The following is a 25,699-nucleotide window of genomic DNA, read 5'->3' on the forward strand; positions in this document are numbered from 1 at the left end:
CAACTGACTTACCTTATCTGATGAAATACATACTACGCCCGCCCTGCTTGTGCCCATGCACCATAAAATAGAGCATTGGATGAAGCATAAGTTTGTAGGGCATTGAAAGAGTCTCAAGCCGTAAGTAAAGAGTCGGCAGTGAAGAATCAATATTAATTCATTACTTCTATAGCTTCCGACTCTTTACTTATGACTATGAACTCTCAAGTTTACTTTACAGTTTTTAACCAGGCTTGTGCCATTAAATTGGCGCCGGCTATGCTGGGGTGCACACCGTCATTAGTCCAGTAGGTGCCCGGGGCCGATTTCAGTGCCTCGTCAAAAATAGACTGGTAGGGTATGAATGCCGCATCAAAGCTGTCGGCAATTTCTTTAGATACAGCGCGGTACTCATTAAATTTAGGATACCATTTATCGGTAACGGCCTTTACATCTTTAACAGCAAATGGCTCGCCAATAACCAGCTTAACATCGGGCAGCGCTTGCTTGGTGCGGTCTAACAAAGCTTTGTAGTCGTTACGGTAGGTTTCAATAGTACCCTGGTAACCGCTGGTTAGCGTATGCCAAAAATCGTTGACGCCTATCATAATGCTTAACACATTTGGCTTAATGGCCAGGCAGTCGTCGTTCCAGCGCTCGGCCAACTGGTAAACCTTGTTACCGCTAATGCCTTTATTGTAAATACTTAATTGCTTATCGGCATGTTTAAGTAATAAGCCGGCTGCTGCCATGAATACATAGCCTTTACCCAGCATATCAAAAGAATTGGGGGTGGTGTCTTTCTTGTTACGGCCCCAGTCGGTAATACTATCGCCCTGAAACAAGATCACGTCATTGGCATTGAGTCCGATTTTCTTTGCTGCGGTATTAGCCGTAGCCGCCGAAACAATATCTGGAATAGCAATAGTAGCAAGGGTGCCTATAGCAGCACTGGTTATAAATTTACGGCGGTTAAATGCGTCTTTCATGTATGGTATATTGGTTTACTAAAGTATATTCTTTAAATCAAATCTGCAAATTAAGCAGGTAAGCCATAACTTCGCGCTATGTATCAGTTATTGAAGCCTATTCTGTTCAAGTTCGATCCTGAAAAGGTGCATTATTTTGTTACCCGCAATTTAAAAAGAGTTAACCGCTTTCCGGGTGGCGCGGCGCTAAGCCGGGCTGTTTGGTTGGTAAATAATGCAAAGCTCGAAAGAACGGTTTTTGGCTTGAAATTTAAAAACCCGGTAGGTTTAGCCGCAGGGTTTGATAAGAATGGCGATGTAATTGCCGAAATGGCTAACCTGGGCTTTGGCTTTGTAGAGCTGGGCACCGTAACCCCTTTGCCGCAGCCCGGCAATCCTAAACCCCGCATGTTTAGGCTTCCTGCAGATGGGGCGCTCATTAATCGCATGGGTTTTAATAATTTAGGGGTAGATGTACTGGCATCGCGCATTGCGGCTTACCGCAAAAGTACAGCTGCCGCCAAGAACCCGGTTATTATTGGCGGTAACATTGGTAAAAATAAAAACACACCTAACGAAGACGCGGTAAGCGACTACATTAAATGCTTTGACCGTTTATTTGATGTGGTAGATTACTTTGTGGTGAATGTAAGCTCGCCCAACACTCCGGGCCTTCGTGCCTTGCAGGAAAAAGAGCCGCTGATGCACATTTTGAATACCTTGCAGCAACGTAATCAAAAGAACATCATCAATCGCCCTATATTGCTTAAAATAGCTCCTGATTTAACCAACGAACAGTTAGACGATATTGTAGAAATTGTACAGCAAACCGGTATCGCCGGTGTTATAGCTACCAATACCACCATTAGCCGTGAGGGACTCGCATCGCCTCAGCAGGTTTTAGAAGAAGCCGGTGGATTAAGCGGTAAGCCGTTAACCAGCCGTTCAACGGAGGTAATCAGGTACTTAGCACAAAAGTCAAATGGTTCGTTCCCTATTATTGGGGTAGGGGGCATACATTCTGCCCGCGATGCGCAGGAAAAGCTGGATGCCGGGGCATCATTAGTGCAGTTGTATACAGGCTTTATTTACGAGGGGCCTGATTTGATTGGCAGGATAAATAAGGCGCTTTTAAAGTAGAGGAACCCGCTCAAATATGTTTAGGCCAGACTATGCATTGATAAATTAATGTTTTATGTCAGTCTGAGCTTGTCGAAGACTTAATAAAGTGACTAAAGCTTCGAAAGGCTTAGCATGACAGATTTGAGCGAATTTTTTAATTATAAAATCTGTAAACAAAAAAATCCCACCGATTAACCAGCAGGATTTAAAAAATTGATGAGTAATATATAATTACTTGCTCAGCTGAGCTAAAATTTCGTTGTTTTTAGAGATCTGGCTGTTAGCCTTTTCTTTTGAACGGCTTCCTGGCTCCAGGTTGGTCGCTAATTTCAAGTGCTGTACTTCTAAACGTGAAGTAGTTTTATTTTTTCTGTCTTTTCTTTTTAAACGTGTTACGCCCATGGTAATTTTTCTTTAACGGTTAACCCCTTTGGAGGTCGAGAGCGGATTCGAACCGCTGTAAAAGGTTTTGCAGACCTCTGCCTAGCCACTCGGCCACCCGACCATTTTTAATGGAGTGCAAAAATAACAATTATTTGCTGTCTGTCAATATAAGTTGTCTTTTTTATTGAGATGTTGATAAATTATTTAGGAAACCTTCATAAGCCCGCTGTTTTGTGTTTTCTCAAAAAAGTAAGATTTTACAAAACAAGTGCTTTTCTGCTGACCTCCGAACAAAATAATGCTGTGGCTATCGCCACGTTTAAAGATTCAGCCTCTCCAATACGGGGTATGGTGATAGATTGCGTAATGAGTTTCTCTATCTCGGGGCGCAGGCCATTGCCTTCGTTGCCCATTATAATTAAGCCCTGGGTGCCTAAATTGGCGGTGTAAATATTATCGCCGTTGAGCATAGCACCTAATACCGGGAGGTTAAATTGCGGCAGTAGCGTAGCTAAATTGGTATAATGGAGCTTGACACGTGAAAGCGAACCCATAGTGGCCTGTACCACTTTGGGGTTATAGGCATCTACCGTATCTTCCGAACATATGATATGTTGAATGCCAAACCAGTCGGCCGTGCGGATAATAGTGCCCAGGTTGCCCGGATCCTGCACACCATCTAATACCAGCGTAAAGCGGTTAATTAAATTACTTTGGGTTAATGGAGGCCACTCGGGCATGTGTATCACTGCTAAAACTTCCTGCGGCGTAGTCAGGCTGCTCATTTTTTGTAGATCGGCGGCGGATATGTCCTGAAAATTGACTTTCTTTGATAGTTTATTCAATTTTGCAGTTACTGCAGATGTATGGTAAAGGCTGTGTATATGGTATCCAGAGGCTATGAACTCCGAAACGGATTTATATCCTTCGGCCACAAACAGCCCATGCTCTCTGCGAAACTTCTTTTGTTGTAAGGATTTTATTAAACTGATTTGAGATTTTGAGACCATTCTACCGGGAAAATAAGCTTTACAGCCTTGCAATAATAAGTATTCTTTTGGTTTTAATGGCGGGCAGCTGTAGTTTAACCCGCGGTTTAAAAGAGAATCAATACCTGATACGTAAAGTTACCATTGACAGTGTAGACAAAGAGTTTAACGAAGCCGCACTTACTTATGTAGATGTGTTGCAGCAGCCCAACAGCTGGTTTAACCTGCAGCTTTATTATGTTTTTAACCCTAAAGGAAAAAAAGAACTGGGCGAACCTCCGGCCATTCTCGACAGTAATCTGGTAGAGGGTTCGCGCCTGCAAATAGAAAAGTTTTTACGTAATAAGGGCTATTTAAAGGTTGCCGTACGCAGCGACATTAAAACCAAGGGCAAAAAGGCTTATCTTACCTTTACTGCTAAACAGGGGCCAATGTTCCGTATTCGCAATGTTCAGGATAGTATAGGCGACCCAGCCGTACAGGTATTGTACCGCATTAATCGTCGGCGTTTTTCGCATGTGCAGCCCGGAGCGCGTTACGATACCGATAGTTTAGCTTATGACCGTGATGCCTTTTACCAGGTAATGAAGCAAAACGGCTACTTTGACTTTTACCGCCAGTATATCAATTACAATTACGATACTACATTTAATAACAGCGTGGTTGATCTGAAAATGATCATTGATAACCCCGATGGCCGGAAAGAACATCCCATTTACAAGATCAACAATACGCTCATTACCATATCAACCAGCGGAGGGCGTACCAATGGTAAGGCCGATACGCTGCGGGTAGACTCGCAATTTACCTTTGTTGATTACTCGCACCGATTTAAGCCGCAGGCTGTTATACGGTACATCTTTCAGCACAAGGGCGATACTTATGACATCGATCAGCAAACACTAACCACCTCGCGCTTATCGGAGTTGAATGTTTTTCGGAATGTGCCCAACCCTGTATATACCAAACTGCCCGATAGTGTGAACCGCCGTTTAAACAGCCGGATAGATATTATCCCTCTTAAACGCATGAGCGACCGGGTAGAAGCGGAGTACCTGCACTCGGGCCCCGAACTATTTAATTTTTTTGGAGGCGGTGGCTATGGTTTTAACTTAGGTAACACATTTACCAACCGTAACCTGCTCAAACAGGCCGAAATACTCCAGCTGAAATTTAATTGGAGCGTGCTATTTGCCGATGCGTCTTCGGATCTTGGCGCGGGTATTCAAAACCAGGATTTTAAGGTGGGTGCCAACCTTATTTATCCGCGTATTATTGTGCCGTTTGATGTGCCAACGCTGGGTAAGTATGGCGTGCCTCATACAACCCTGTCTTCCAACTTCCAGTTGTTTCTTCAGCGAGGATTGGTTAAGCGCCGCAGTTTTATAAACTCCATTACTTACGACTGGATGGAAACCAGCCGTAAACAACACTCGTTAACGCCGATAAGCCTCGAGTTTACCAGCGGTACTATTGACCCTATAGCAAGGCAGCAGTTAATAGATCAAAACCGTTACTCATACGTGTACTTAATTGGGCGTACCATTTTTAATGCCAGTTCGCAGTATACTTACCAGGTAAATACCAACAAGCTTAACACGCTCGATAACTTTGTGTATTTCAGAGGATCGCTCGATTTGGGCGGTAACACTTTAAGCCTCGTTAGCAAAGTATTTAATACCGCTAAAGACTCTTTAGGCCAGCGCACCATATTTGGGCAACCCTTTGCCCAGTACACCAAGGTTGATGTTGACCTGCGTTTTTACAGGAGTTTGGGCGGTAACGAACGTCAGTTCATTTTTCGTATTAACCCGGGCATTGGCTTGCCTTATGGTAACAGTAACCAGTTAATATTTGAGCGTAATTTTTACGCAGGCGGTGCAAATGATATAAGGGCCTGGCTACCGCGTACGCTTGGTCCTGGTGGTTTTAACCGGGCATCTTACGATAACAATAACACCCGCGCCCGTTTAAAGTACTTAGATCAGTTTGGCGAGATCAGGATCATTGGCAATGCCGAATACCGTTACAAACTGGCTAATGACTTTTTTGGCACCAAGTTAAAAGGTGCCCTTTTTGCCGATTTTGGAAACGTATGGCGTTTAGATAAAGCCATTAACCGCGAACAAACACCCGGTGGCGAATTTAAGCTGAATAAAATATTACAAACCTCGGCCGTGGGCGTTGGTGCCGGTTTGCGTTTTGATCTGACCTTCTTTGTATTCAGGCTGGATGCCGCGTTTAAATTTAAAGATCCGCAGTTTAGTGGTTCAGACCAGTATGTGCTCATCAAGCACTTCAATGAATTATTTAAGAAAGGCGATTTCAAAAATTCGTACTTTAACAGTAACAACGAAGACTACCGCTTTATGCAGCTAAACTTCGGTATAGGATTACCGTTTTAACATTGTTGCTGGAAGTTATTTACCTAGCTAAAACAGAAAACAACAGATCGTATTTCGACTATGGACTATGGACTATGGACTATAGAAAGGTCAACCTCTAAACTTATCTAAAAGATCGCTCAGGGTGCTTGCTTCTTCTTCGGTAAGGTTGTGTCTAAGAAGGTCGGATGTTTTAATTTCCACATCCATCTTGCTTAATAATTCCAATCCTTTGGTGGTAATGCGTATATCAACGGCACGGCGGTCGTTGTTATTGGTGCAGCGCGATACCAGCTCTTTTTGAACCAGGCGGTCAACAATACGCGAGGCATCAGACATCTTATCTAACATGCGCTCCTTGATCATGTTAATGGTGGCTGGTTTAGGACTTTGTCCTCTTAAAATGCGGAGTACGTTAAATTGCTGGCTTGTTAAATTGTATTTTTCAAAATTACCTCGCAACAGGTTGCTTAACCAGCTATGCGTATACGAAATATTGATGAGTGCTTTATGATAGTTATCTTCAAATTTACTGCTCAATATTTCGTCTTCTATTTTCATAATGGTTACAATAATAACAAATAAGAAATAAAAATTTATTTCTCGTTGGCGTTTGATTTACTTTTTCCGCCAAAATTCCATGGACAATGCAGGCATTTGTTCTTGCAACAGTAACCGCGCTTGAGGTGGTACTCGCGGGTAAACACATAAAGTCCGGCTTCATTTACGTAATAATCAAGTCCCTCAACCAGCATAATTAATTAAGCGCTTTGGTAAAAATACGACCATGCAGATGTTCTTTCAAATGGCTGCCCTCGCCATGCAAAGTCCACAACTGCTGCGGGTTAACCTCTTCTATGGCTTTAAGCACATCGTTCCAATCGGCATGGTCTGATATAAAAAGGGTGTCTTGCTGGTTAACCTGCAGGTTTTTCCAGCCCGAAGCAAATAAACGTTTCACACCGGTGGCCCTAAAATAACTATCGAACGTGAAGGGCGGCACCAGGTATACATACCCATCCTGGTTCTTCATGAGTTTGCGGTTATACATTTGCCAGTTACCCAGGGTTATGCCATGTTTTTCATAGATTGCATTCAATGGTGCAATGCGAAAATGGACTAATATCTTTTTCAGCGGTGCATGATCATTGATCATCCTGATAAGCCGCTGGGCTTTGCCTAAACCATAAGCGCCTAACAGGATATTGCTTTGTATGCCGTTGAGCTTCTCTATTTCGGTAACCGGGTTGGGGTGGGTGGTATTGGGGTTGGCAAAGGTGCTCTCGGTAATTAATACATCGGCCTTTACCCACTCAATTGGCTCGCAGGTGCTGTCGGGCTGTAGCTTATAATCGCCGGTGTAGAGGTAGCTAACGCCCCGGTAGGTCATGAGTACCTGGGCCGACCCTAAAATATGCCCTGCCGAAATAAAGCTGATGCTTACGTCGCCTAAGGTAAACTCCTGGTGCCAGCCAAATAGTTTGAAATTAGTGCCTGCATTTTTACCGTAACGCAAACGCATAAAATCGGCAGTGGGGGCGGTGCAGTAAATATTACGGTTGCCAGGCACGGCATGATCACCGTGTGCATGGCTTATTACGGCATGCTCTGCCGGTTCTTTAGGGTCGAGATAAAAATTACCGTATTTACAGTATAAGCCATGTTGGTTAAAGGCTAAAAAATCGTCTAATATCATGTTGAAGTAACCTGGGTAGGGGCAGTGTTAAAAACTGCTCATGCAGTGCTAAAACCTGCGGAATAATAAGCTGACTGTTATCATTACAAAGCACAAAGCTGGCTAACGCCTGCTTTTCTTCTTCGGGCATTTGCCTGTCATTGCGGGCCTGGGCTTCAGCTTCGCTAATGCCATCGCGCTGCATTACACGAGCTATGCGCATGGGGGTAGGGGCGGTAACTAAAATGGTGTAATCACAATCTTTATACGAGCCGCTTTCAAACAATACTGCTGCCTCTTTCAATACGTAAGGCGCTGAGCTATGTTGTAAAACCCAGGCATCAAAAGCCCTGAAAACGGCCGGGTGCACCAGCGCATTCAATTTCTGAAGCTGAGCAGGGTTATTAAAAACAATACCTGCAATATATTTACGGTTAAGCGTGCCATCGTCAAAGTATGCTTCGCTGCCAAATTCAAGTTGAATGCCTGTTGTAAGTTCGGGGTCGGCTGTCATTACTTTTTTGGCTTCATCGTCGGCATAAAATACCGGGATGCCCAACAGCTCGAACAAGCGGCTAACCGTGGTTTTACCACTGCCTATATTACCGGTAATTCCTATTTTAAGCATAATTTATTATGGCAAAGGTAGGCTTAATTTATAAAGCCCCAAGTGCTGGTTTTAGTTGGCGGCGGATGTTGTAGATTATTTGCCGACTAAGAAATCGACATTGCGCGGTTGCATTTTTACAATGCGGCAATAGGCGGGCATACGTATAATGTTAACAGGCAGTACGCTGTAACCCTGTTGCCATAGGCTAAAATCGGCGGTGGCTTCAAAAAAGTCTTCGTCAACTTCGGTGTAATGGCTCAATGGAGTTGTGAACGTTATGGTTATTTGCTGCGGAAAGTACTTTACGTTTTTATAATGCGGGTTATTGATGAGCCTTACCGGAATTTTCAATGTTTTTTCGGTAAACTCTTCTACCGGTACAAATAGCCGCACCGTTTTAGGATAAACGCTGATGTTACCTTCTTTTGCCCGCTGCAGCGGCAGCGTGGTTTTAATATGATCGTTAACATGATCCATTTTCAAGGTATCTGTTTTCCAAGAGGTGATCTTTTCAATAACATTGCCCGGGCCGTTTACCGTGACATAAGCAGGGTTTACTACGATCTTGTCGGAGTTTGCGTATTGCGGCTGGTATTGTAGTTTGAGCACAGGCTCTACCCGTATTTTTTTGACCATGCGATTGGTGAAATCAAAATACAGCGTATCGGGATCGAAAGCGATGATCTTATGATCAAGGTCGAGCTTGCGGTTTATTTGAGCTACCTGTGTATTCAGGGCAATAAAATTACTGTGTTCGAGCGTATGCAGGTCAATGGTTAATGGCCGGTTGGTCATGCTCATGCGCGAAAAAACCATTTCCCAGCCTGTACCCTGCATAGTAGCTTCTACAGTATCAGGCTGTAGAGCCTTAAAAGCCCGGCGCTGGGGAGCATTCTTGAAAACAAGCGTTTGCTTTACCGTGAAATTATACTTGCCCGACAGGGTGGCAAATACCCAGGCTACCAAAGCCAGCACCAGGCAAGTTATAAAAACGGATAACCGCCTGCGTTCGGATGCTGATAGTTTGATGATAGCCATGTGGTATATTTTACGAGCTAAGTAATCTTTGTTATTTCGAGCGGTAACGATGCATCTTGTTCAATGTGACGAATGGTTAACCTGTCTTGCTAAACCGGACCTCTCATCATTTGTTCGAGATAACAATTCTTGTTTGACAAAGAAAGCATAAACTGCTCAAAATGTAAAATGCCGCTTCCTTTGTATAAAGAAAACGGCATTTTAAGTTCTTTACTGCCTGTTTACACTTTGGCTACTGCCGGTGGTGTGTTAAGGGCTTTTGAAGCATCGAGCGATATAGCGGCTTTATCAACACGCATTTTACCGTTTTCGATCTCTATTAAGAAAGTCAGGTCGTTCATGTCAATAATGCGGCCGTGTATACCTGCGTTGGTTACTATGCGGTCGCCTTTTTTTAATTCATCAACGTATTTCTTCTGGTCTTTTTGTTTTTTAACCTGCGGACGTATCATGAAAAAGTAGAATACTACAATGATCAGGATCATGGGTACAATGCCGCCTAAACCGCCAAAAGCGCCGGTGGCCTGTAATAAAATTGCTGCTGTCATTTACTATTTAATTGGTGAAATTATTTACTTTTTTTATCAGTTGCCGGTTTAGCATCGGTCAATACTTCGCCGGTAAGGTGTACGCGGTTTTCGGCCGGTACGGTATTGGCAACTATGGTAATCAGTTTATCCTGTAAACCGCTTTTACCTGCACTGTTAAAAGTTACTTTAACAAAACTGCTGGCGCCCGGTTGAATGGGTTTTTTCTCAATTTCGGGCGTGGTACAGCCACAGGTGGCATACGCATCAGAAATAATGAGCGGCGATTTACCGGTATTGGTGTACTTAAACTCGTAGGTTACCTTATCGCCCTCCTTAATTTTGCCAAAGTCGTGCGCTTCGGTCTCAAATTTCATGGCGGCGGCTGTGGCTGCGTTAATGGTGGCTGGCGCTTTGCTGCTGCTATCGGCAGTGGCTTTTTCCTGGGTGCTGGTTTGATTGCAGGCGGCCAAAGCAATGGCTAAACTTAAACCTGCGGCTATTTTTTTAATCATTACTCTATTAAACCCCGGCCTGTTTTCCGGATTTTGTTTTGTTCCTTTAACTCGAATAAAATTTTATCTAATATACCATTTATAAACGAATTACTTTTTGGTGTACTAAACTCTTTGGCTATCTCCAGGTACTCGTTAATAGTTACCTTAACCGGCACCGAATTAAAGTTAATAAACTCGGTAATGGCCATTTTCATGAGCAGGGTATCCATCATGGCAATACGTTCAGGTTCCCAGTTCTGCGTTTTTTGAGCAATGAGTTCCTGGTAATCGGTATCGTAGCGAATAGATTTTTCGAACAAGTCGACAATAAATTCGCGGTCTTCCACCCAGTTGCCGGTAATTTCGGCCAGCTTGTTCTCATGCGGATTATCGAACGAGAAGTTCTTGAACGTTTTAGCGATCAGCGCTTGCAATACATCTTTATCAACCGGCCAGGAAATAAATTTATCTTCAAAAACCTGCTCGGCTAAAGATGATTTAAAGATCACCTTTTTGAAGATATATTTAATTATGTCTTTGTCGGTTTGCAGTGTATCGTCGGTTTTGGCTAAATAAGCTTTATAATCGTCGCTGTTCTTTAAAACGGTGAAGAGCGATTTTGCCAGTTCAGGCTCAAAATCCCATGAAATTTTGTAGCGTTTAATGGCGGCAACGTAATCTTTATTAACGTGCAGCGATGCAATAAAACGGTTTTCGAGAATTTTTAAGTTGGGTGCCAGATCTTCGGCGGTGGGCAAGTACTTATTGGCCCTTTCTTCGGCATCATTAGCCGAAAATTGTATCACCTCATCAATAAGGGAAAGCATCCAAATGTACATTTCAAACACCCTGTCGATGCTTTGCAGCATGGTTTTTTCATGTGCCTGTATATCTTTTTCACTTTGGTGATAGGCATACAATGCCTGTAATACTTTAACCCTGAGGTGCCTTCTGTTTAACATGGATAAGAACGGTTTTTTGTAATCCTATAATTCAATGATCAGTTCGTGCTGATGGTATTGCTATTAACACTTTTTATATACATTGGTTTGTAGCAGTTGCGGCAAGTAGCCATGCTTTACGAATAAGACACGGTTTGATCGGCAACGTTACAAACCGCAAATGAGTAACGGCTTAATATGCCGCAAAAGTAGGGATTTTTTGTGTGTGGTTAAAGTAATTTTTGGAATGATGGTAAGTGGGGTTACTTCTTCAGGGTGAAAAGTGCTTTTACTTTTTTTGACCTCTGTTAGGCTTGGTAAAGTAATCTTACATTAGCCTGTGGATGTTACTTTCTTTTTACCTCAAAAAGAAAGTAACCAAAGAAAACTAAGCGTAGCGACTTCATGAACACCTAAAATATAAAAATGTGAATAAACTCCCGGCTGCACCCTGCGCTACTTTAGGTTGTGCTTGTATTTAAGGCAGTGGTTGCCGTGCAGGCTGATGCCGGTTCTTTTTGAGTTTGTGTTTGTGCTGTGCTTCTGCTTGTTATTGGTAATATAATGTTTTATGAGTGCTTACCACACAAAGCACTGCTGTTCCATCTTATTTTCCGCGGCATCAGGAATGTTGCGGGTAGCAAAAGCCTTAGTTAACGTACAACCCTGCGTAGCAACAGAACGTAGCCGCAAGTTTTCTTCTTGGTACTTCTTCTTTTGTATAAAAGAAGAAGTACATCCACAGGCCATAGTGCAACCACTTTACCAAGCCTAACAGAGAATTGAACGAAGTAAAAACACAAAACAACCAATATCATTTGATGAACACTAACCAAGAGCCAAAAGGAGCAGTAGTAAAAAACAATTTATAAACAACTAAAGTACTCTACGCAACATTAAACATAAACTGCTATTTCAAACCAAACCCTTACCTTTGCAACGCTACTATGAAAAGCCTCGCTTACCTCAATAAGTTCTTTGTTAAATACCGCTGGCGGCTGGTGCCTGGTGTTTTGTTCGTTGTTATTTCGAACATTTTTGGGGTGTTACCTGCGCAGGTAATTAGGGTGGCGTTTAACCTGGTGGCTGAGAATATACAGATCTACCACCTTTATGCCGGGTTCGACAAGCAGGAAGTTATTTACGATATATTCGGCTCAAGCCTTTTAATGTTTGGAGTACTGGTTTTAGTGCTGGCTCTGTTGCGCGGTTTGTTTTTGTTCCTGATGCGGCAAACCATTATTTTAATGTCGCGGCATATAGAGTACGACCTGAAGAACGAAATTTACGCGCACTACCAGCAACTCTCCTTAGCTTTTTACCGCCGCCACAACACGGGCGATTTAATGAACCGCGTTACTGAGGATGTGAGCCGCGTGCGCATGTATTTAGGGCCGGGTATTATGTATGCCATTAACACGGTGGTACTGTTCATACTTACGGTTTATGCCATGCTAAGCGTAAATGCCAGGCTGGCCTTCTTTTCGTTATTGCCCATGCCGTTGCTGGTTTGGAGTATTTATTATGTAAATAATATTATTGAACACCGTAGTGAGAAGATACAGGAGCGTTTATCGTCCCTCTCGAGCTTTGTGCAGGAGAATATATCGGGTATACGGGTTATTAAATCTTACGTGCGCGAAGCATTTGTGAGTAAGACCTTTGTGGCCGAGAGCGAGAATTATAAAATGCACTCCATGGCGCTTACGCGTGTGCAGGCGCTGTTCTTCCCCATGATGTTGCTGCTGGTAGGGGTGAGTAACGTGCTTATTATTTATATAGGCGGGGTAGAGGTGATGAAAGGGAACATTACCTCGGGTAACATTGCCGAGTTTGTGGTTTACCTCGGTCAGCTAACATTCCCGGTAATGTCTTTAGGCTGGGTTACCTCATTGATACAGCGTGCGGCGGCATCGCAAAAGCGCATTAACGAGTTTTTACATACCGTGCCCGAAATTAGTTCACCGGCCGTGCCGGCCAAACCGGTGCATGGCGAGGTGATTTTTGATAAGGTAAGTTTCACTTACCCCGATACCGGTATTGAGGCCATTAAAGATGTTTCGTTTACTATTGAGCCGGGCCAACTGGTGGCGATTATAGGGCGTACCGGGTCGGGCAAATCAACTATTGCTAACCTGCTTATGCGTATGTATGATGTTACCGGCGGACAGGTGCGCATAGATGGTACTGCCATACATCAATTAAATTTGGAGGGCTACCGTGCCCAGGTGGGCTTTGTACCGCAGGAGGTATTCCTGTTTTCGGATACGATAGCCAATAACATTGCGTTCAGCGCCGATGTGCTGGATATGCCTTTGGTTGAACAAGCCGCCAGGGATGCCGCCGTTTACGAGAACATTATGGAACTGCCCGATAGCTTCAACACACTGATAGGCGAACGTGGCGTTACCTTATCTGGCGGACAAAAACAGCGGGTAAGCATAGCCCGTGCTATTGTAAAGCAACCGCAGATCCTCGTTTTTGATGATTGCCTGTCGGCCGTTGATACCCGCACCGAAGAAGCTATACTGGGCAACCTGGGCCGTATTATGAAAGGTAAAACCAGCGTAATTATAGCCCATCGTATCTCCACCATACGCAGTGCCGACAAAATTTTGGTAATGGAGAACGGTCGTATAGCCGAGCAAGGCAATCACCAACAACTCATGCAGCAAAAAGGCCTGTACTTTGACCTATACGAGAAACAATTACTGGAGGAAGAAGAAGCGCCTGAAAGCAAAGGTTAGAGGGGATTACTAAATCACTTTTTTTCAAATAAAGGTTGTCATTTCGAGTGCTAACGAGAAATCCTGTTCAATGTAGCAGGTAGCTAATTTGCTTGTTTTTGAACAAGATCTCTCACTATCGTTAGAGATGACGGTATTATTAAAGCGTTTAAATAACTTATCGCGCAAATTGAAAAACCTTTAATCATTAAACAATATTGGCATAAAATCACTCGCCATTTATTTTTAATAACACATAACATCCCTGCTGCCCAAAACGTAAAAAGGCCTTAAATGCCTGCAAACCTTTGTTTTGGCATCAAAACCCAAATATCATTTTGCAACTGCAATATTTTCAAATTATTGTTTGCAATTTCAAAAAATGATTATATTTATCCAATCATAACTATTACAACACTTTTTTAACATGGGAGATTTTGACAACAGAGAGCGGGATGAAGTGTTCTCAAAAAAGGTAAGAGCCGGCAAGAGAACTTATTTTTTCGATGTAAAGGCCACACGTTCAAACGATTATTACATCACTATTACCGAGAGTAAAAAACGTTTAGAAGACGGGGTATTTGTAAAGCATAAAATTTTCCTTTACAAAGAAGACTTCGAAAAATTTGCAGAAGGATTAAAAGACACTGTTGATTACATCAAAGCTAACCAGGAAGTTATTGAAAAACGTTACGAGTACAGCGAGCTTAACGAAATTACAAAAGCCGCAGGTGTTACCGGCCTTACCGGTGCCACCGAAGAAGACTTTTCTTTTTAACCCCAAGGGACTTTATAACTAACCAAATCAAAAAAGGCCTTGCTGATCAGCAAGGCCTTTTGCATTCTATATACTTTCGATGCTATTGGCGGAAAGCCGAGTAGGTACCCATCATCACAAATACGCCTATAACTATAAGCAAATACAACGATAGGATAGCAATTATTAAAATACCAACAAACTTGAAAAACGATTTAAGTTTACCCATAGCCAAAGTAATATCCTGACTACTTGAGAATAGGAGGGCATTTTGCGCAAACTTGGCAAACTGGTATAAGTACAGCGATGGAAAGAAGTATAAAAGCGCAAAGGCAATGTAAAATACGCTCATAAACGCACCTGCGCTTTGCGACATAACGCTTGGATAAGCTGATACAGTACCCATTTTTGAAAATATGCTGCCAGCAAATAAGCCAACCAGCACCATAATTACACAGCCTATAAAGCCTAAAATTGCTAAAAATTTGGCCCATTTGGCAGCTGTTTGCAGGTAGTACAGTGCTTCTTCAGATAATACCAAGCCTTTTTCGGGTTCGGGCAGAGGGTGAGTTGTTTCGGTAAAGTTTTCTTCCATTGTTATAAGGCTGAGTTATACGTATAAAGCTATTAAACAATAACTTACAAAGCAATGGATGATTAGCTGTACCCGAAATTAAATTTGCATAATGGCCACCGCAATACTGAAGTAGATAATGAGTCCGGTAACATCAACCAAAGTTGCAACGAAAGGTGCCGATGAAGTGGCGGGATCTAAGCCCAGGCGTTTTAATAGTAAAGGTAACATGGAGCCCGCCAGCGATCCCCATAACACAATGCCCACCAATGCCAAGCCCACGGTAAAGCCTACGGCCATCCAATGCGGCCCGTAAATATTGCTGAACATGGCTACCACAAAGATCCTGAAAAAACCAATGATACCCAGGGTAAGCCCCAGCAATAAGCCGGATACTAATTCGCGCCGCATTACACGCCACCAATCATCTAACGTTACCTCGCCTAAAGCCATAGCCTGTATAATTAAGGTAGATGCCTGCGAACCACTGTTACCACCACTTGATATAATGAGCGGGATAAACAAGGCCAGTACTACCGCTTTAGCAATTTGCCCTTCAAAGTAACCCATGGCGGTAGCGGTAAGCATTTCGCCAAGGAACAGAATAATTAGCCAGCCTACACGCTTTCTTACCAGGCGTAGTAGCGATATATCTAAATAAGGCTCATCTAAAGCCTCGGTACCACCAATTTTTTGGATGTCTTCGGTGTACTCTTCGTTAGCTATCCACAAAATATCATCAACGGTTACTATACCCAGCAAAATGTCGCTATCGTCGGTTACGGGTAGCGCCACGCGGTTATTCATCCTGAAGGTATTAATTACTTCCTCTTGCGGGTCTTTTACATTGAGCGCAATAAGGCGGCTATCCATCAAATCGCTGATTTTGGTGGCCGGGTCTACCAGTAAAATTTCGCGGATCCGAATATCATCCAGCAAAACGCCGTTCTCATCAATTACATAAATAACATCGATAGTTTCAGAATTTTTACCGTAGCGCCTAATGTGCGATAACACCTGCACTACATCCCAGTTCTTTTTTACAGCAATGTAGTCGGGCGTCATTAAGCGCCCTACGCTGTCTTCTTTATAACCTAACAAGGCTAAAGCCTGTTTGCGGTCGTCGGGCGGTAGGTGCAATATGAGGCTTTTCACCGTGTCGCTGTGCATCTCGCTAAACAGAGAGGTGCGGTCATCGGGTGGCAACTCGTTAATGAGTTCGGCAATTTTAAGCCCCGAAAGCTTTTTGAGCAAGCGTTCCTGGGTAGGAAAGTCGAGAATGCGGAAAACGTTTACCGCGCGGTTGAGTGAAAGTATTTCGATAAACTGAGGGCCATGTTCAGGAATTTCGCTAATCAGCTCTTCCACGTCCGATATGTTCAGGTTGTTCAAATAGTCGCGCAACTGTTGTTCATCATTGCTCTCCAGTAACAGTTCTACTTGTTCAACTATTTCTTCCATACTAAGCCCTCGTGTTTACATTTTTATATAATATGCTTTATTGCTAACGCCCGCAAAAGTCGTTTATTTTTTCAAATTTTAAGGCTGTTTTTATATTATCTTTGCGCAAAATTTTGGTTGTGGTTAAGTAGTTGATTAAGTTGAATGGTTAAGTGGTTTTACAAAAGCAGAACTTAGCTATTTAATATTAATAATGACCCACTTTAACTAAATCAACCACTTAACTAATTAACTACTCAAGAAAAAAATGGGTTTACAATGTGGTATAGTAGGTTTGCCAAATGTGGGCAAGTCAACACTTTTTAACTGTTTATCAAACGCAAGGGCACAGGCAGCCAATTTTCCTTTTTGCACTATTGAGCCTAACGTGGGTGTTATTACCGTACCCGATGAGCGCTTAACCAAGCTTACCGAACTGGTAAGCCCGCAGCGCGTGGTGCCAAACGTTATTGAGATCGTAGACATAGCCGGACTGGTGAAAGGCGCCAGTAAAGGCGAGGGCCTGGGTAACCAGTTTTTAGGCAACATACGCGCCACCAACGCCATTATACATGTACTGCGTTGCTTTGATGATGATAACGTAATACACGTCGATGGTTCGGTTGATCCCATCCGCGATAAAGAAATTATTGATACCGAGTTGCAGTTGAAAGACCTGGATTCGGTAGAAAAGAAACTGCAGAAGGTTGAAAAAGCTGCCAAAACAGGCGACAAAGAAGCGAAGAAAGCATTTGACGTACTGACTGCTTACCGCGAACATTTGTTAAGTGGCAAATCGGCCCGTACGGCACAGGTGGCCGAAGAAGATCAAGAATACATTGAAGATCTGTGGTTGTTAACCGCTAAACCGGTAATGTACGTTTGTAATGTGGGCGAGAGCGATGTAAACACCGGCAATGCTTATGTAGAAAAAGTACGCGAAGCAGTTAAAGAAGAAAATGCTGAAGTACTGATCATAAGCGCGCAAATCGAATCGGAAATTGCCCAGATGGATACTTACGAAGAGCGCCAGATGTTTTTGGACGATTTAGGCCTGGAGCAATCGGGTGTTACCAAACTAATCAAGGCAGCTTACCGCTTATTAAACCTGGCCACTTACTTTACCGCGGGTGTGCAAGAAGTACGCGCCTGGACCATTAACGAGGGCTTTACCGCACCACAGGCAGCAGGTGTTATCCATACCGACTTTGAAAAAGGTTTTATTCGTGCCGAGGTAATTAAGTATGCCGACTTTGTAAAATACGGATCGGAAGCTGCTTGTAAAGAGGCCGGTAAGCTAAGCGTTGAGGGTAAAACCTACGTGGTAGAAGATGGCGACATTATGCACTTCAGGTTTAACGTATAACTAAACAAAGCATTTATAATCTACCAAAAGGCATTCCTCAAAAGGGATGCCTTTTTTAGTTTTATCAGAATTTAATATCGGCATAAGCTTAACGTAAATGCTTGTATAATAACATCCTTTAGGTATAAAATGCGAAACATAAGTCAAGTGGTTTTTGATGCAAGCCAAACATAATGTTATGTTTGAGCATTAATGCTTTAAACTGCTCATTTCGTTTGTGCAGCTATCTATCTCCGTACCAAATTATATGAAATGGCTTCAAATTAAAAACCAATTGGTTTACTTCTTTTTAGGAGAATATTTCACCGATGCCGTTAGAATAACCTTCAGCATAGTTTTACCGGTTTGGATATTGTTTGCCATAAACTTACCGCAGGCGGCCGTTTCGGTAGGGTTGGGGGCACTGCTCATTACCATGACCGATTTGCCGGGCATCTTTAAAGATAAGCTAACCGTATCAATTACCAGTATATTGCTGTTGTTGGTTGTGGCGGTAATAACCTGCCTGGTAAGGCCGTATGCCTGGCTGCTAGGTGCGGTTATCGTAGCTTTTTGTTTTCTTTTTTCGATGCTTACGGTGCTGGGTACCCGCTATGCCATGGTAGGTACGGCAGGCATTATCCTCATGATATTTACCATTGGTTTGAAGCCCTCCAACCCTGTAATTTACTGTACGTGCATATTTGCCGGTAGCATTTGGTATTACCTGGTTAGCTTGCTGCAGTCAAAAATTTGGCCGCTGCGTTCTTTAAAACACGCCATTATTGAATGCCTGTCTACCACATCGGCATTTATGAAGGCAAGGCAATCGTTTTACAACCCGGAGGTTCCTTTGCCGGAAGCTTACCGTAAAACGATAGCCATGCATGCCTTGGTGAACGAAAAGCATGAACAGGTAAGGCAGCTACTGCTTCGCGATAATGCGGTAATGAACACCGGCAACGCAAAAGGACAACGACTGCTACATGTTGCCACGGTGGCTATTGACCTTTACGAGCATATTGGCGCCATAAACTATGATTACCAGACACTGCGCGAAAATTTAAAAGCATCGGGCACACTTGAGCTAATTAGCCGGATGATATTTTTGCTGGCCGATGAACTGGATGGAGTTAGCCGGGCCTTGCTGGCCAACAGGAAGTATGAATCGCGCTTTGAGCACAGTAATGAACTCGATAGTTTGGAGCGTGAATTATCTGCCACAATTGATGATACAAGCGAGAGCCACGCCCCTTTATTGGTAAACCTGAAAGATAACTTACAGGATATTGCCAGCCATATTAATGATATTAAAGATACCATTGGGCAAAAGAACCTTTCATTACCCGAAAGCCAGCCGCAACCTGATTATAAGGATCTGATTACGCCGGAAAAACCCGGACTGGATTTGCTCGGAGAGAATTTAAGTATTCACTCGCCGGTGTTCAGGTTTTCGCTAAGATTGGCTATTGCGTGCTTGTTTGGATATCTATTAACTTTTGTTTTTAACCTGGGTAATTACAGTTACTGGATACTGCTCACCATTGTAGTGGTTATGAAGCCGGCTTTCAGCATTACTAAAAAACGTAACATTGAACGTTTAGGCGGCACCTTGGTGGGCGTAGCTGCCGGTTTGCTCATTATGTTGCTTATTAAATCTACAAATGTGCAGTTGGGTATTTCGATAGTGTTGTTAATAGGCTTTTTTACGTTCATCAGGCTTAATTATACGCTCAGCGTACTGTTTTTAACTACGATGGTGGTATTGTGTCTTAGCATTTATGGCGGCCACCATAACGGGTTTATAACCGAGCGTTTGTACGACACATTGATTGGCTGCGCCATTGCATATGCTGCGGCTTACCTGTTCCCAGTTTGGGAAGTGAAAAAGCTATATAATTTTATGATTGATGTGCTGAACGCGAACTCCCGATATCTGGAGGTTTTGTTTAACGATCTGTCGGGGCGACCAACCGGTACCACGGCATACAAACTGGCGCGTAAAAACGTTTATGCAAAGCTGGCCAACCTATCGGCCGCTTACCAGCGCATGCTGGCCGAACCTCACCGCGTAGACGATGATTTTGTGAATAATTTTCAAATGGTGAATCATACCCTGTGTTCACTCACAGCGTCTTACTTTCCGCGCTATCGCGCAAACTCGCTAAGCGGTAGCTACAGCGGTCAATTTGACGTTTTGTGGCAGGCCATTAATGAACTTAAAAGCTCCCTGGCATCATTCCCTAACAAACCCGCAGACAACCAGGAGTTGGCACAGCAGCCTTTAGCAGTTGATAATACCGCTGTTAAACCAAATGATTCAGGCAGTATGGTTGCCACGGTAACTAATACCATAAAAGCTTGCACAAGGCAGTTGCTAAAAAATGAAAAATAGTATGATGCATTATTTTGGGATTCGCGCTTTAGGTGACCCTTTATCTTAAAGTATTATAATAAACGATGAGCCATCAGATGTACCTATTGCACTTCTGATGGCTCATCCGGCCAATACATAAATTGGTTTTTATTTCATGGCCGACCAAACAAGCGTAATGGAAGTATATAGTAAGTTATAAAGTAGCGCTTCTTTGAATTGTAACATTTCTCGCTTTCATCACCGTATTGCCTGTTGGGCCCGGCGTGCCAGATGAACCCTCCATTTGCAGGTCGATGATTAGATTAAGCGGCTGGTCTACAAAGTTTTGGCCGGTTTGGGTCGATACCTTTGTGCCATCTATCCAATACTCTATACTTACATTGTTGGTAGTGCCAATTCTTGTTAAGTAGGCGGTGTAAGTATGCCAGTTAGCCGGGCCCGAAATAACGGTACCAACACTCGACCACTGTCCGTTCTCATTTTTGTAGGTATTGGTCCAGTTGGTGGTGCTTCCCTTAAATTCCATGATGTCACTTTCAGGCGGCCATTGAATAGAGCCGTTTAACCAGAAAGCAGGCCAGGTGCCTTTTACCGAAGGACACTGAAACTCACCCGACACCCGCCACTTAGGCCACGACGTACTTACAGTAACCTGCTGTTTTGCATAGCAGGTACCTGAAAAATAATGAATGCTTGGCTTATCGCTAACCGTACCGGGGTAGGCGGTCATGGTGAGTACACCGCCCGAAGTTGCAATATTTTCGCTGCGCATACGTGCCGAGCCGTTATGATCTGAACCCCAAGGGTAGAGGTTATTCCAGTAGGTGCTATAAGCATTAAATGAAGTGGTGGGGAGCACGGTTACCCACGAAACGGCATTTGTAGCTTTCAATGCTGCATCTTCATCTGGCGTTTGTACCGCATCAGATGAGGTTTTTTTACAGGAAACAGTAAGCAGGGTAATGCCCATACTTAGCAAGAGAATGATTTTTTTCATAATTGAGGTTTCTTATTGGTTTATAAGTTTGCTTTTGGGCTTGTTTATGCTTTAACCTTTAGGCAAGTCAAATATGCACGATTAGGTATCTATAGAGTGAGGGGTAAACCAATCTATTTTAGGGGGGTAATTCTTAAATAAAGCAGAGCCTAATTTGTGAGCGTAAGTTGTGCGCATAACAGGGGAATTATTTTATCTTTGCGCCATAATGCTCCCGTAGTTCAATGGATAGAATTGTGGTTTCCGGTACCATCGATAGGGGTTCGAATCCCTTCGGGAGCACAAGCATACAGAACCGCTCGAATTAAATTTTGAGCGGTTCTTTTTTTTAGCTTATTTGCAGGGCATACTTATAACCGGTATACCTTCATGACCCTTAATAATACTCAACCTGCCACCAAACCTCATTATCCCATATTAGACGGGCTGCGTGGCGTGGCAGCACTTACGGTGGTAGCTTTCCATGTTTTTGAAACGCACTCTACCAGTCACCTTAATCAAATTATAAATCACGGTTACCTCGCGGTCGATTTCTTTTTCCTGCTATCGGGTTTTGTAATAGGATATGCATATGACGACCGCTGGAACAAGCTTACCGTTGGCGGTTTCTTTAAACGCAGGCTGGCCCGGCTTCAGCCTATGGTGGTATTGGGTATGATCATAGGCGCGGCTTGTTTTTATTTTCAGGCCGGCCCGGTTTGGCCGGGGTTAGCATCGGTGCCTGCCTGGCAGGTGCTGTTGGTTATGTTGGTGGGATGTACACTGATTCCTTTGCCTATATCGGCCGATATAAGGGGCTGGCAAGAAATGCACCCGCTTAACGGCCCGGGTTGGTCATTATTCTTTGAGTATTTAGCCAATATTATGTATGCACTTTTTGTGCGGAAGTTTTCTAAAAAGGCATTAACCCTCTTGGTAGCAATAGCTGGTGCAGCGCTTGTTCATTATGCGGTAACCAGTAAAACGGGCGATGTGATAGGAGGCTGGTCCGTAAACGCCGAGCAGTTGCGTATAGGCTTTACCCGCTTAATGTTTCCCTTTTTTGGCGGTCTGTTGTTATCGCGCACGGCAAGCGTTACACATATTAATAATGCCTTTTTATGGTGCAGCCTGTTGCTACTGGCGGTGTTGGCTTTCCCCAGGGTAGGCGGCGCCGAAAATTTGTGGGCTAATGGCTTGTATGATTCTTTAAGTATAATCATCTTATTTCCACTCATTATCTACATGGGTGCAAGTGGTAATATAGCGGGTGTATTTTCATCACGGGTATGCAAGTTCCTGGGCGATATTTCTTACCCTATTTACATCACGCATTATCCTTTCATTTACACCTATACGGCCTGGGTAAGCCGTCATAAAGGTATTACCCTGCAAGAGGCGTGGCCTTATGGGTTGCTTACATTTGTAGCTTCGGTGGTACTCGCCTACGCTTGCCTCAAACTGTACGACGAACCGGTAAGGCGGTGGCTGAACAAGAAATTTATAGTAAAAACTATAGTATAACTAAAATAATTTTTAGTTTAAATGGTTTTTGACTAATATTAGGCCATGAAAAAACTTATCCTCTTATCATTATTAGGCTTAACTGCATGCGCAGGTAACAGCAGTAATTTCTCAAAATTAAAAATAGGTATGCACACAAAACAGGTTGTAGAACTTGTGGGCGCACCTGAGTCAAAAAAACCGATTTTTACCGGCGAGTGGTGGATGTATACCAAGCAAAATAAAATGATAGTAATTGATAATGATACGGTAGTAACCGTTAAACAAGATCTTAAGGCATCACAAGATTCGATGAAAAACTTGCTCGATACACTTGGCAAGTAATAATTAACAAACAAAAAGCTAAAAGCCGCTAATATATTTTTAGCGGCTTTTTTAATGGGACTTTACCGGTTTGATTCCGTTTTGAAAAACTAGCGTTCTGCACACTGCTTAAAACGTTGTTAAAAGGACATAACGCTAAGAACCTTTCAGCTCATTAACAGTTATGATAAATTGTAAGCGTAATGGATTATTCTACAAGCATTAACAAATTGTTAGAAGTTTATAAGCTTATAGCTAAAAATATATTTTATTACCATATTTGAAGCACAACACAATATCAAAGAAAAACAATAAATAAATATGCAGGAATTAGATCCGGCCGTATTGGCCAAAGCAAACCAATGGCTCCAGGGAAATTATGACGCTGATGTAAAGGCGCAGATTCAAAAATTACTGGACGATAAAGCTTACGCTGACTTAACCGACTCGTTTTACCGCGACCTTGAATTTGGTACCGGTGGCTTGCGTGGCTTAATGGGGCCGGGTTCTAACCGTGTTAACAAATATACCATTGGTGCTGCAACCCAGGGTTTGGCTAATTACCTGAACAAAACCTATCCGGGCGAAAAAATTAAAGTAGCCATTGCGCACGATAGCCGCAATAACTCCGATTTACTGGCCGGCATTACCGCCGATGTATTTTCGGCAAACGGCATCCACGTATACTTCTTCAGTGCACTGCGCCCTACGCCCGAATTGTCTTTTGCTATACGCCATTTAGGTTGCAAAAGCGGTGTAATGCTTACGGCCTCACACAATCCTAAAGAATATAATGGTTACAAAGCCTACGGTGAAGATGGCGGACAGTTTGTATCGCCTGCAGATAAGGCCGTGTTGAGCGAGGTGGCCGCCATTACCAGTATCGACGATGTGAAGTTTACCCGCGTTGACGAAAACGTGGAATTGATAGGTGAGGAGATAGACCAACTGTATTTGGATAAGATCACCGAGCTTTCGGTATCACCCGATGCTATTAAACGCCAGAAGGATCTTAAAATAGTTTATTCGCCCATCCATGGTACCGGCATAACCCTGGTTCCAAAAGCCTTGAAGCAATTCGGTTTCGAAAACGTGATCCTGGTAGATGAGCAAACCACGCCAGATGGTAATTTTCCTACCGTGGTTTACCCAAACCCCGAGGAGAAAGAAGCCCTTACCCTGGCCTTGAAAAAGGCGCAGGAAGTTGACGCCGACCTGGTACTGGCTACCGACCCTGATGCCGACCGAGTGGGTATTGCGGTGAAAAACGACAGCGGCGAATTTGTATTGCTAAACGGTAACCAAACCGGTAGCTTGTTAATTAACTACCTGCTTACCGCCTGGCAAGAAAAAGGCAAACTAACCGGTAACGAGTACATTGTTAAAACCATTGTAACCTCTTACTTAATTGATGCCATAGCGGAGAAAAAAGGCGTAAAATGCTATAACACCTTAACTGGCTTTAAATATATTGGTGAATTAATGACCAAGTTTGAGGGCAAGCAAACCTTTATTGGTGGTGGCGAAGAAAGCTACGGTTACCTTATTGGCGAACTGGTGCGCGATAAAGATGCCGTGGTATCGGCCGCATTTATTTCTGAAATGACCGCGTTCTATAAAGATAAAGGAAGCAGCTTGTTCGAAGCCCTTGCCGATACTTACCTGGAGTACGGTTTTTATAAAGAAAGATTGATCAGTATTACCAAGAAGGGCAAATCGGGCGCAGAAGAGATCGTTGCCATGATCGAAAAGTTCCGTACTAACCCCCCTGCTACGCTGGCTGGTTCTAAGGTAACAGTGTTTAAAGATTACGAAAAACGCACCGAAACTGATTTGGTAAACAATACCACCAAACCAATCGAGCTGCCAAAATCAGATGTATTACAGTTCATCACCGAAGACGGAAGCATTTTATCGGCACGCCCATCAGGAACTGAACCTAAAATTAAGTTCTATTGCAGTGTGAATACCAAGCTGGAAAGCAAAGAAGCTTATCACACTACCGAACAGCAATTAGATGCTAAAATAGACACGATCATTAAAGATCTGGGTGTTTAAGTAATTGGTTTAAATATTAATCTGCCATCTCGAACGATAGAGAGAGATTCTGTTCGACTTTGCATTTGAGAATTTGCAGGTAGTAGCAAGATTTCTCGTTAACACTCGAAATGACAGTGATTACATAGAAAGTCCCGGCCCGCAAGTATCTGGGTGTTTAAGTAACTGGTTTAAATATTAATCTGTCATCTCGAACGATAGTGAGAGATCTTGTTCGAACTTGCATTTGAGAATTTGCAGGTAGTACAGGATTTCTCGTTAGCACTCGAAATGACAGTGGTTATATAAAAGTCCCGGCTTGCAAGTATCTGGGTGTTTAAGTAATTGGTTTAAATATTAATCTGTCATCTCGAACGATAGTGAGAGATCTTGTTTGACTTTGCATTTGAGAATTTGCAGGTCGTAACAGGATTTCTCGTTAGCACTCGAAATGACAGTGATTACATAGAAAGTCCCGGCCCACAAGGTCGGGACTTTTATTTTGCAGTAAACTGCCAACCCTACT

General features: G+C 43.1%; 23 protein-coding genes and 2 tRNA genes. 10 read left to right on the plus strand and 15 right to left on the minus strand.

All coding sequences use genetic code 11. The features are described 5' to 3' along the window. Positions 1-209: 209 nt before the first annotated feature. Positions 210-968: an SGNH/GDSL hydrolase family protein gene (locus IEV61_RS07785; RefSeq protein WP_188415414.1), complete on the minus strand. Its 759-nt coding sequence runs from the start codon at positions 966-968 to the stop codon at positions 210-212. A gap of 78 nt (positions 969-1,046) precedes the next feature. On the opposite strand from IEV61_RS07785, the gene IEV61_RS07790 reads away from it, so the two are divergent. Next, entirely contained in the window at positions 1,047-2,087 is a 1,041-nt protein-coding gene (locus IEV61_RS07790; protein ID WP_188415415.1) for a quinone-dependent dihydroorotate dehydrogenase, read from the plus strand. 213 nt (positions 2,088-2,300) lie between these two features. On the opposite strand, the gene IEV61_RS07795 is transcribed toward IEV61_RS07790, so the two are convergent. The 3 genes from IEV61_RS07795 to IEV61_RS07805 form a co-directional block, all read right to left on the minus strand. After that, the gene (locus IEV61_RS07795; protein ID WP_188415416.1) at positions 2,301-2,471 is read right to left on the minus strand and encodes a spore protein; all 171 of its coding nucleotides are present in this window, start codon (positions 2,469-2,471) and stop codon (positions 2,301-2,303) included. Between the two features lie 29 nt (positions 2,472-2,500). After that, a tRNA-Cys gene (locus IEV61_RS07800) sits at positions 2,501-2,574 on the minus strand. A gap of 136 nt (positions 2,575-2,710) precedes the next feature. Further along, positions 2,711-3,463, minus strand: coding sequence for a TrmH family RNA methyltransferase (locus tag IEV61_RS07805; protein ID WP_188415417.1), 753 nt, complete (start codon positions 3,461-3,463; stop codon positions 2,711-2,713). A gap of 47 nt (positions 3,464-3,510) precedes the next feature. On the opposite strand from IEV61_RS07805, the gene tamL reads away from it, so the two are divergent. Beyond that, entirely contained in the window at positions 3,511-5,847 is a 2,337-nt protein-coding gene (gene tamL, locus IEV61_RS07810; protein WP_444980268.1) for a translocation and assembly module lipoprotein TamL, read from the plus strand. Between the two features lie 90 nt (positions 5,848-5,937). Here tamL and IEV61_RS07815 read toward each other — a convergent pair whose 3' ends face one another. The 8 genes from IEV61_RS07815 to nusB all read right to left on the minus strand — a co-directional run bounded on the left by IEV61_RS07815 (position 5,938) and on the right by nusB (position 11,135). Next, entirely contained in the window at positions 5,938-6,387 is a 450-nt protein-coding gene (locus tag IEV61_RS07815) for a MarR family winged helix-turn-helix transcriptional regulator (RefSeq protein WP_188415419.1), read from the minus strand. Between the two features lie 35 nt (positions 6,388-6,422). Beyond that, positions 6,423-6,581, minus strand: coding sequence for a C1orf53 family protein (locus IEV61_RS07820; RefSeq protein ID WP_188415420.1), 159 nt, complete (start codon positions 6,579-6,581; stop codon positions 6,423-6,425). Positions 6,582-6,583: 2 nt separating this feature from the next. Beyond that, positions 6,584-7,522 carry an MBL fold metallo-hydrolase gene (locus IEV61_RS07825; RefSeq protein ID WP_188415421.1) on the minus strand — a complete coding sequence of 313 codons (939 nt, stop codon included), beginning with the start codon at positions 7,520-7,522 and terminating at the stop codon, positions 6,584-6,586. Beyond that, a complete protein-coding gene (gene coaE / locus IEV61_RS07830) occupies positions 7,494-8,129 on the minus strand; it encodes a dephospho-CoA kinase (protein WP_188415422.1) in 636 nt (211 codons plus the stop codon). Before coaE ends, IEV61_RS07825 begins: the two co-directional genes overlap by 29 nt. 75 nt (positions 8,130-8,204) lie before the next feature. Next, positions 8,205-9,149, minus strand: coding sequence for a YbbR-like domain-containing protein (locus IEV61_RS07835; RefSeq protein WP_188415424.1), 945 nt, complete (start codon positions 9,147-9,149; stop codon positions 8,205-8,207). Positions 9,150-9,370: 221 nt separating this feature from the next. Beyond that, positions 9,371-9,697: a preprotein translocase subunit YajC gene (gene yajC, locus IEV61_RS07840; protein WP_188415426.1), complete on the minus strand. Its 327-nt coding sequence runs from the start codon at positions 9,695-9,697 to the stop codon at positions 9,371-9,373. Positions 9,698-9,717: 20 nt separating this feature from the next. Further along, positions 9,718-10,191, minus strand: coding sequence for a DUF1573 domain-containing protein (locus IEV61_RS07845; RefSeq protein ID WP_188415428.1), 474 nt, complete (start codon positions 10,189-10,191; stop codon positions 9,718-9,720). Continuing rightward, positions 10,191-11,135 carry a transcription antitermination factor NusB gene (gene nusB / locus IEV61_RS07850; protein WP_188415430.1) on the minus strand — a complete coding sequence of 315 codons (945 nt, stop codon included), beginning with the start codon at positions 11,133-11,135 and terminating at the stop codon, positions 10,191-10,193. Before nusB ends, IEV61_RS07845 begins: the two co-directional genes overlap by 1 nt. A gap of 926 nt (positions 11,136-12,061) precedes the next feature. Here nusB and IEV61_RS07855 point away from each other — a divergent pair. Together IEV61_RS07855 and IEV61_RS07860 are read left to right on the plus strand one after the other, a co-directional pair. Further along, positions 12,062-13,861, plus strand: coding sequence for an ABC transporter ATP-binding protein (locus tag IEV61_RS07855; protein ID WP_188415432.1), 1,800 nt, complete (start codon positions 12,062-12,064; stop codon positions 13,859-13,861). Positions 13,862-14,267: 406 nt separating this feature from the next. Next, positions 14,268-14,618, plus strand: coding sequence for a DUF3276 family protein (locus tag IEV61_RS07860; protein WP_188415434.1), 351 nt, complete (start codon positions 14,268-14,270; stop codon positions 14,616-14,618). 82 nt (positions 14,619-14,700) lie between these two features. Here IEV61_RS07860 and IEV61_RS07865 read toward each other — a convergent pair whose 3' ends face one another. Further along, positions 14,701-15,192, minus strand: coding sequence for a DUF5362 family protein (locus IEV61_RS07865; protein ID WP_188415436.1), 492 nt, complete (start codon positions 15,190-15,192; stop codon positions 14,701-14,703). A gap of 78 nt (positions 15,193-15,270) precedes the next feature. Next, positions 15,271-16,632, minus strand: coding sequence for a magnesium transporter (mgtE, locus tag IEV61_RS07870; RefSeq protein ID WP_188415437.1), 1,362 nt, complete (start codon positions 16,630-16,632; stop codon positions 15,271-15,273). A gap of 247 nt (positions 16,633-16,879) precedes the next feature. Here mgtE and ychF point away from each other — a divergent pair, with 247 nt between their 5' ends. Continuing rightward, positions 16,880-17,977, plus strand: a complete 1,098-nt coding sequence (ychF, locus tag IEV61_RS07875) for a redox-regulated ATPase YchF (RefSeq protein ID WP_188415439.1) — start codon at positions 16,880-16,882, stop codon at positions 17,975-17,977. 247 nt (positions 17,978-18,224) lie between these two features. Beyond that, complete coding sequence (locus tag IEV61_RS07880; RefSeq protein ID WP_188415441.1) at positions 18,225-20,351, plus strand: FUSC family membrane protein; 2,127 nt, start codon at positions 18,225-18,227, stop codon at positions 20,349-20,351. A gap of 175 nt (positions 20,352-20,526) precedes the next feature. Here the strand turns inward: IEV61_RS07880 and IEV61_RS07885 are convergent, their stop codons facing one another. After that, positions 20,527-21,330, minus strand: a complete 804-nt coding sequence (locus IEV61_RS07885) for a LamG domain-containing protein (RefSeq protein ID WP_188415443.1) — start codon at positions 21,328-21,330, stop codon at positions 20,527-20,529. A gap of 210 nt (positions 21,331-21,540) precedes the next feature. On the opposite strand from IEV61_RS07885, the gene IEV61_RS07890 reads away from it, so the two are divergent. The 4 genes from IEV61_RS07890 (at position 21,541) to IEV61_RS07905 (ending at position 25,194) form a co-directional block, all read left to right on the plus strand. Next, positions 21,541-21,612: transfer RNA gene (locus IEV61_RS07890), tRNA-Arg, on the plus strand. 87 nt (positions 21,613-21,699) lie between these two features. Then, a complete protein-coding gene (locus IEV61_RS07895; protein ID WP_188415445.1) occupies positions 21,700-22,833 on the plus strand; it encodes an acyltransferase family protein in 1,134 nt (377 codons plus the stop codon). Positions 22,834-22,878: 45 nt separating this feature from the next. After that, positions 22,879-23,157: a hypothetical protein gene (locus IEV61_RS07900; protein ID WP_188415447.1), complete on the plus strand. Its 279-nt coding sequence runs from the start codon at positions 22,879-22,881 to the stop codon at positions 23,155-23,157. 300 nt (positions 23,158-23,457) lie between these two features. Then, the gene (locus IEV61_RS07905) at positions 23,458-25,194 is read left to right on the plus strand and encodes a phospho-sugar mutase (RefSeq protein WP_188415448.1); all 1,737 of its coding nucleotides are present in this window, start codon (positions 23,458-23,460) and stop codon (positions 25,192-25,194) included. Positions 25,195-25,699 lie beyond the last annotated feature (505 nt).

Source organism: Mucilaginibacter galii, assembly GCF_014635825.1.
Lineage (GTDB): Bacteria > Bacteroidota > Bacteroidia > Sphingobacteriales > Sphingobacteriaceae > Mucilaginibacter > Mucilaginibacter galii.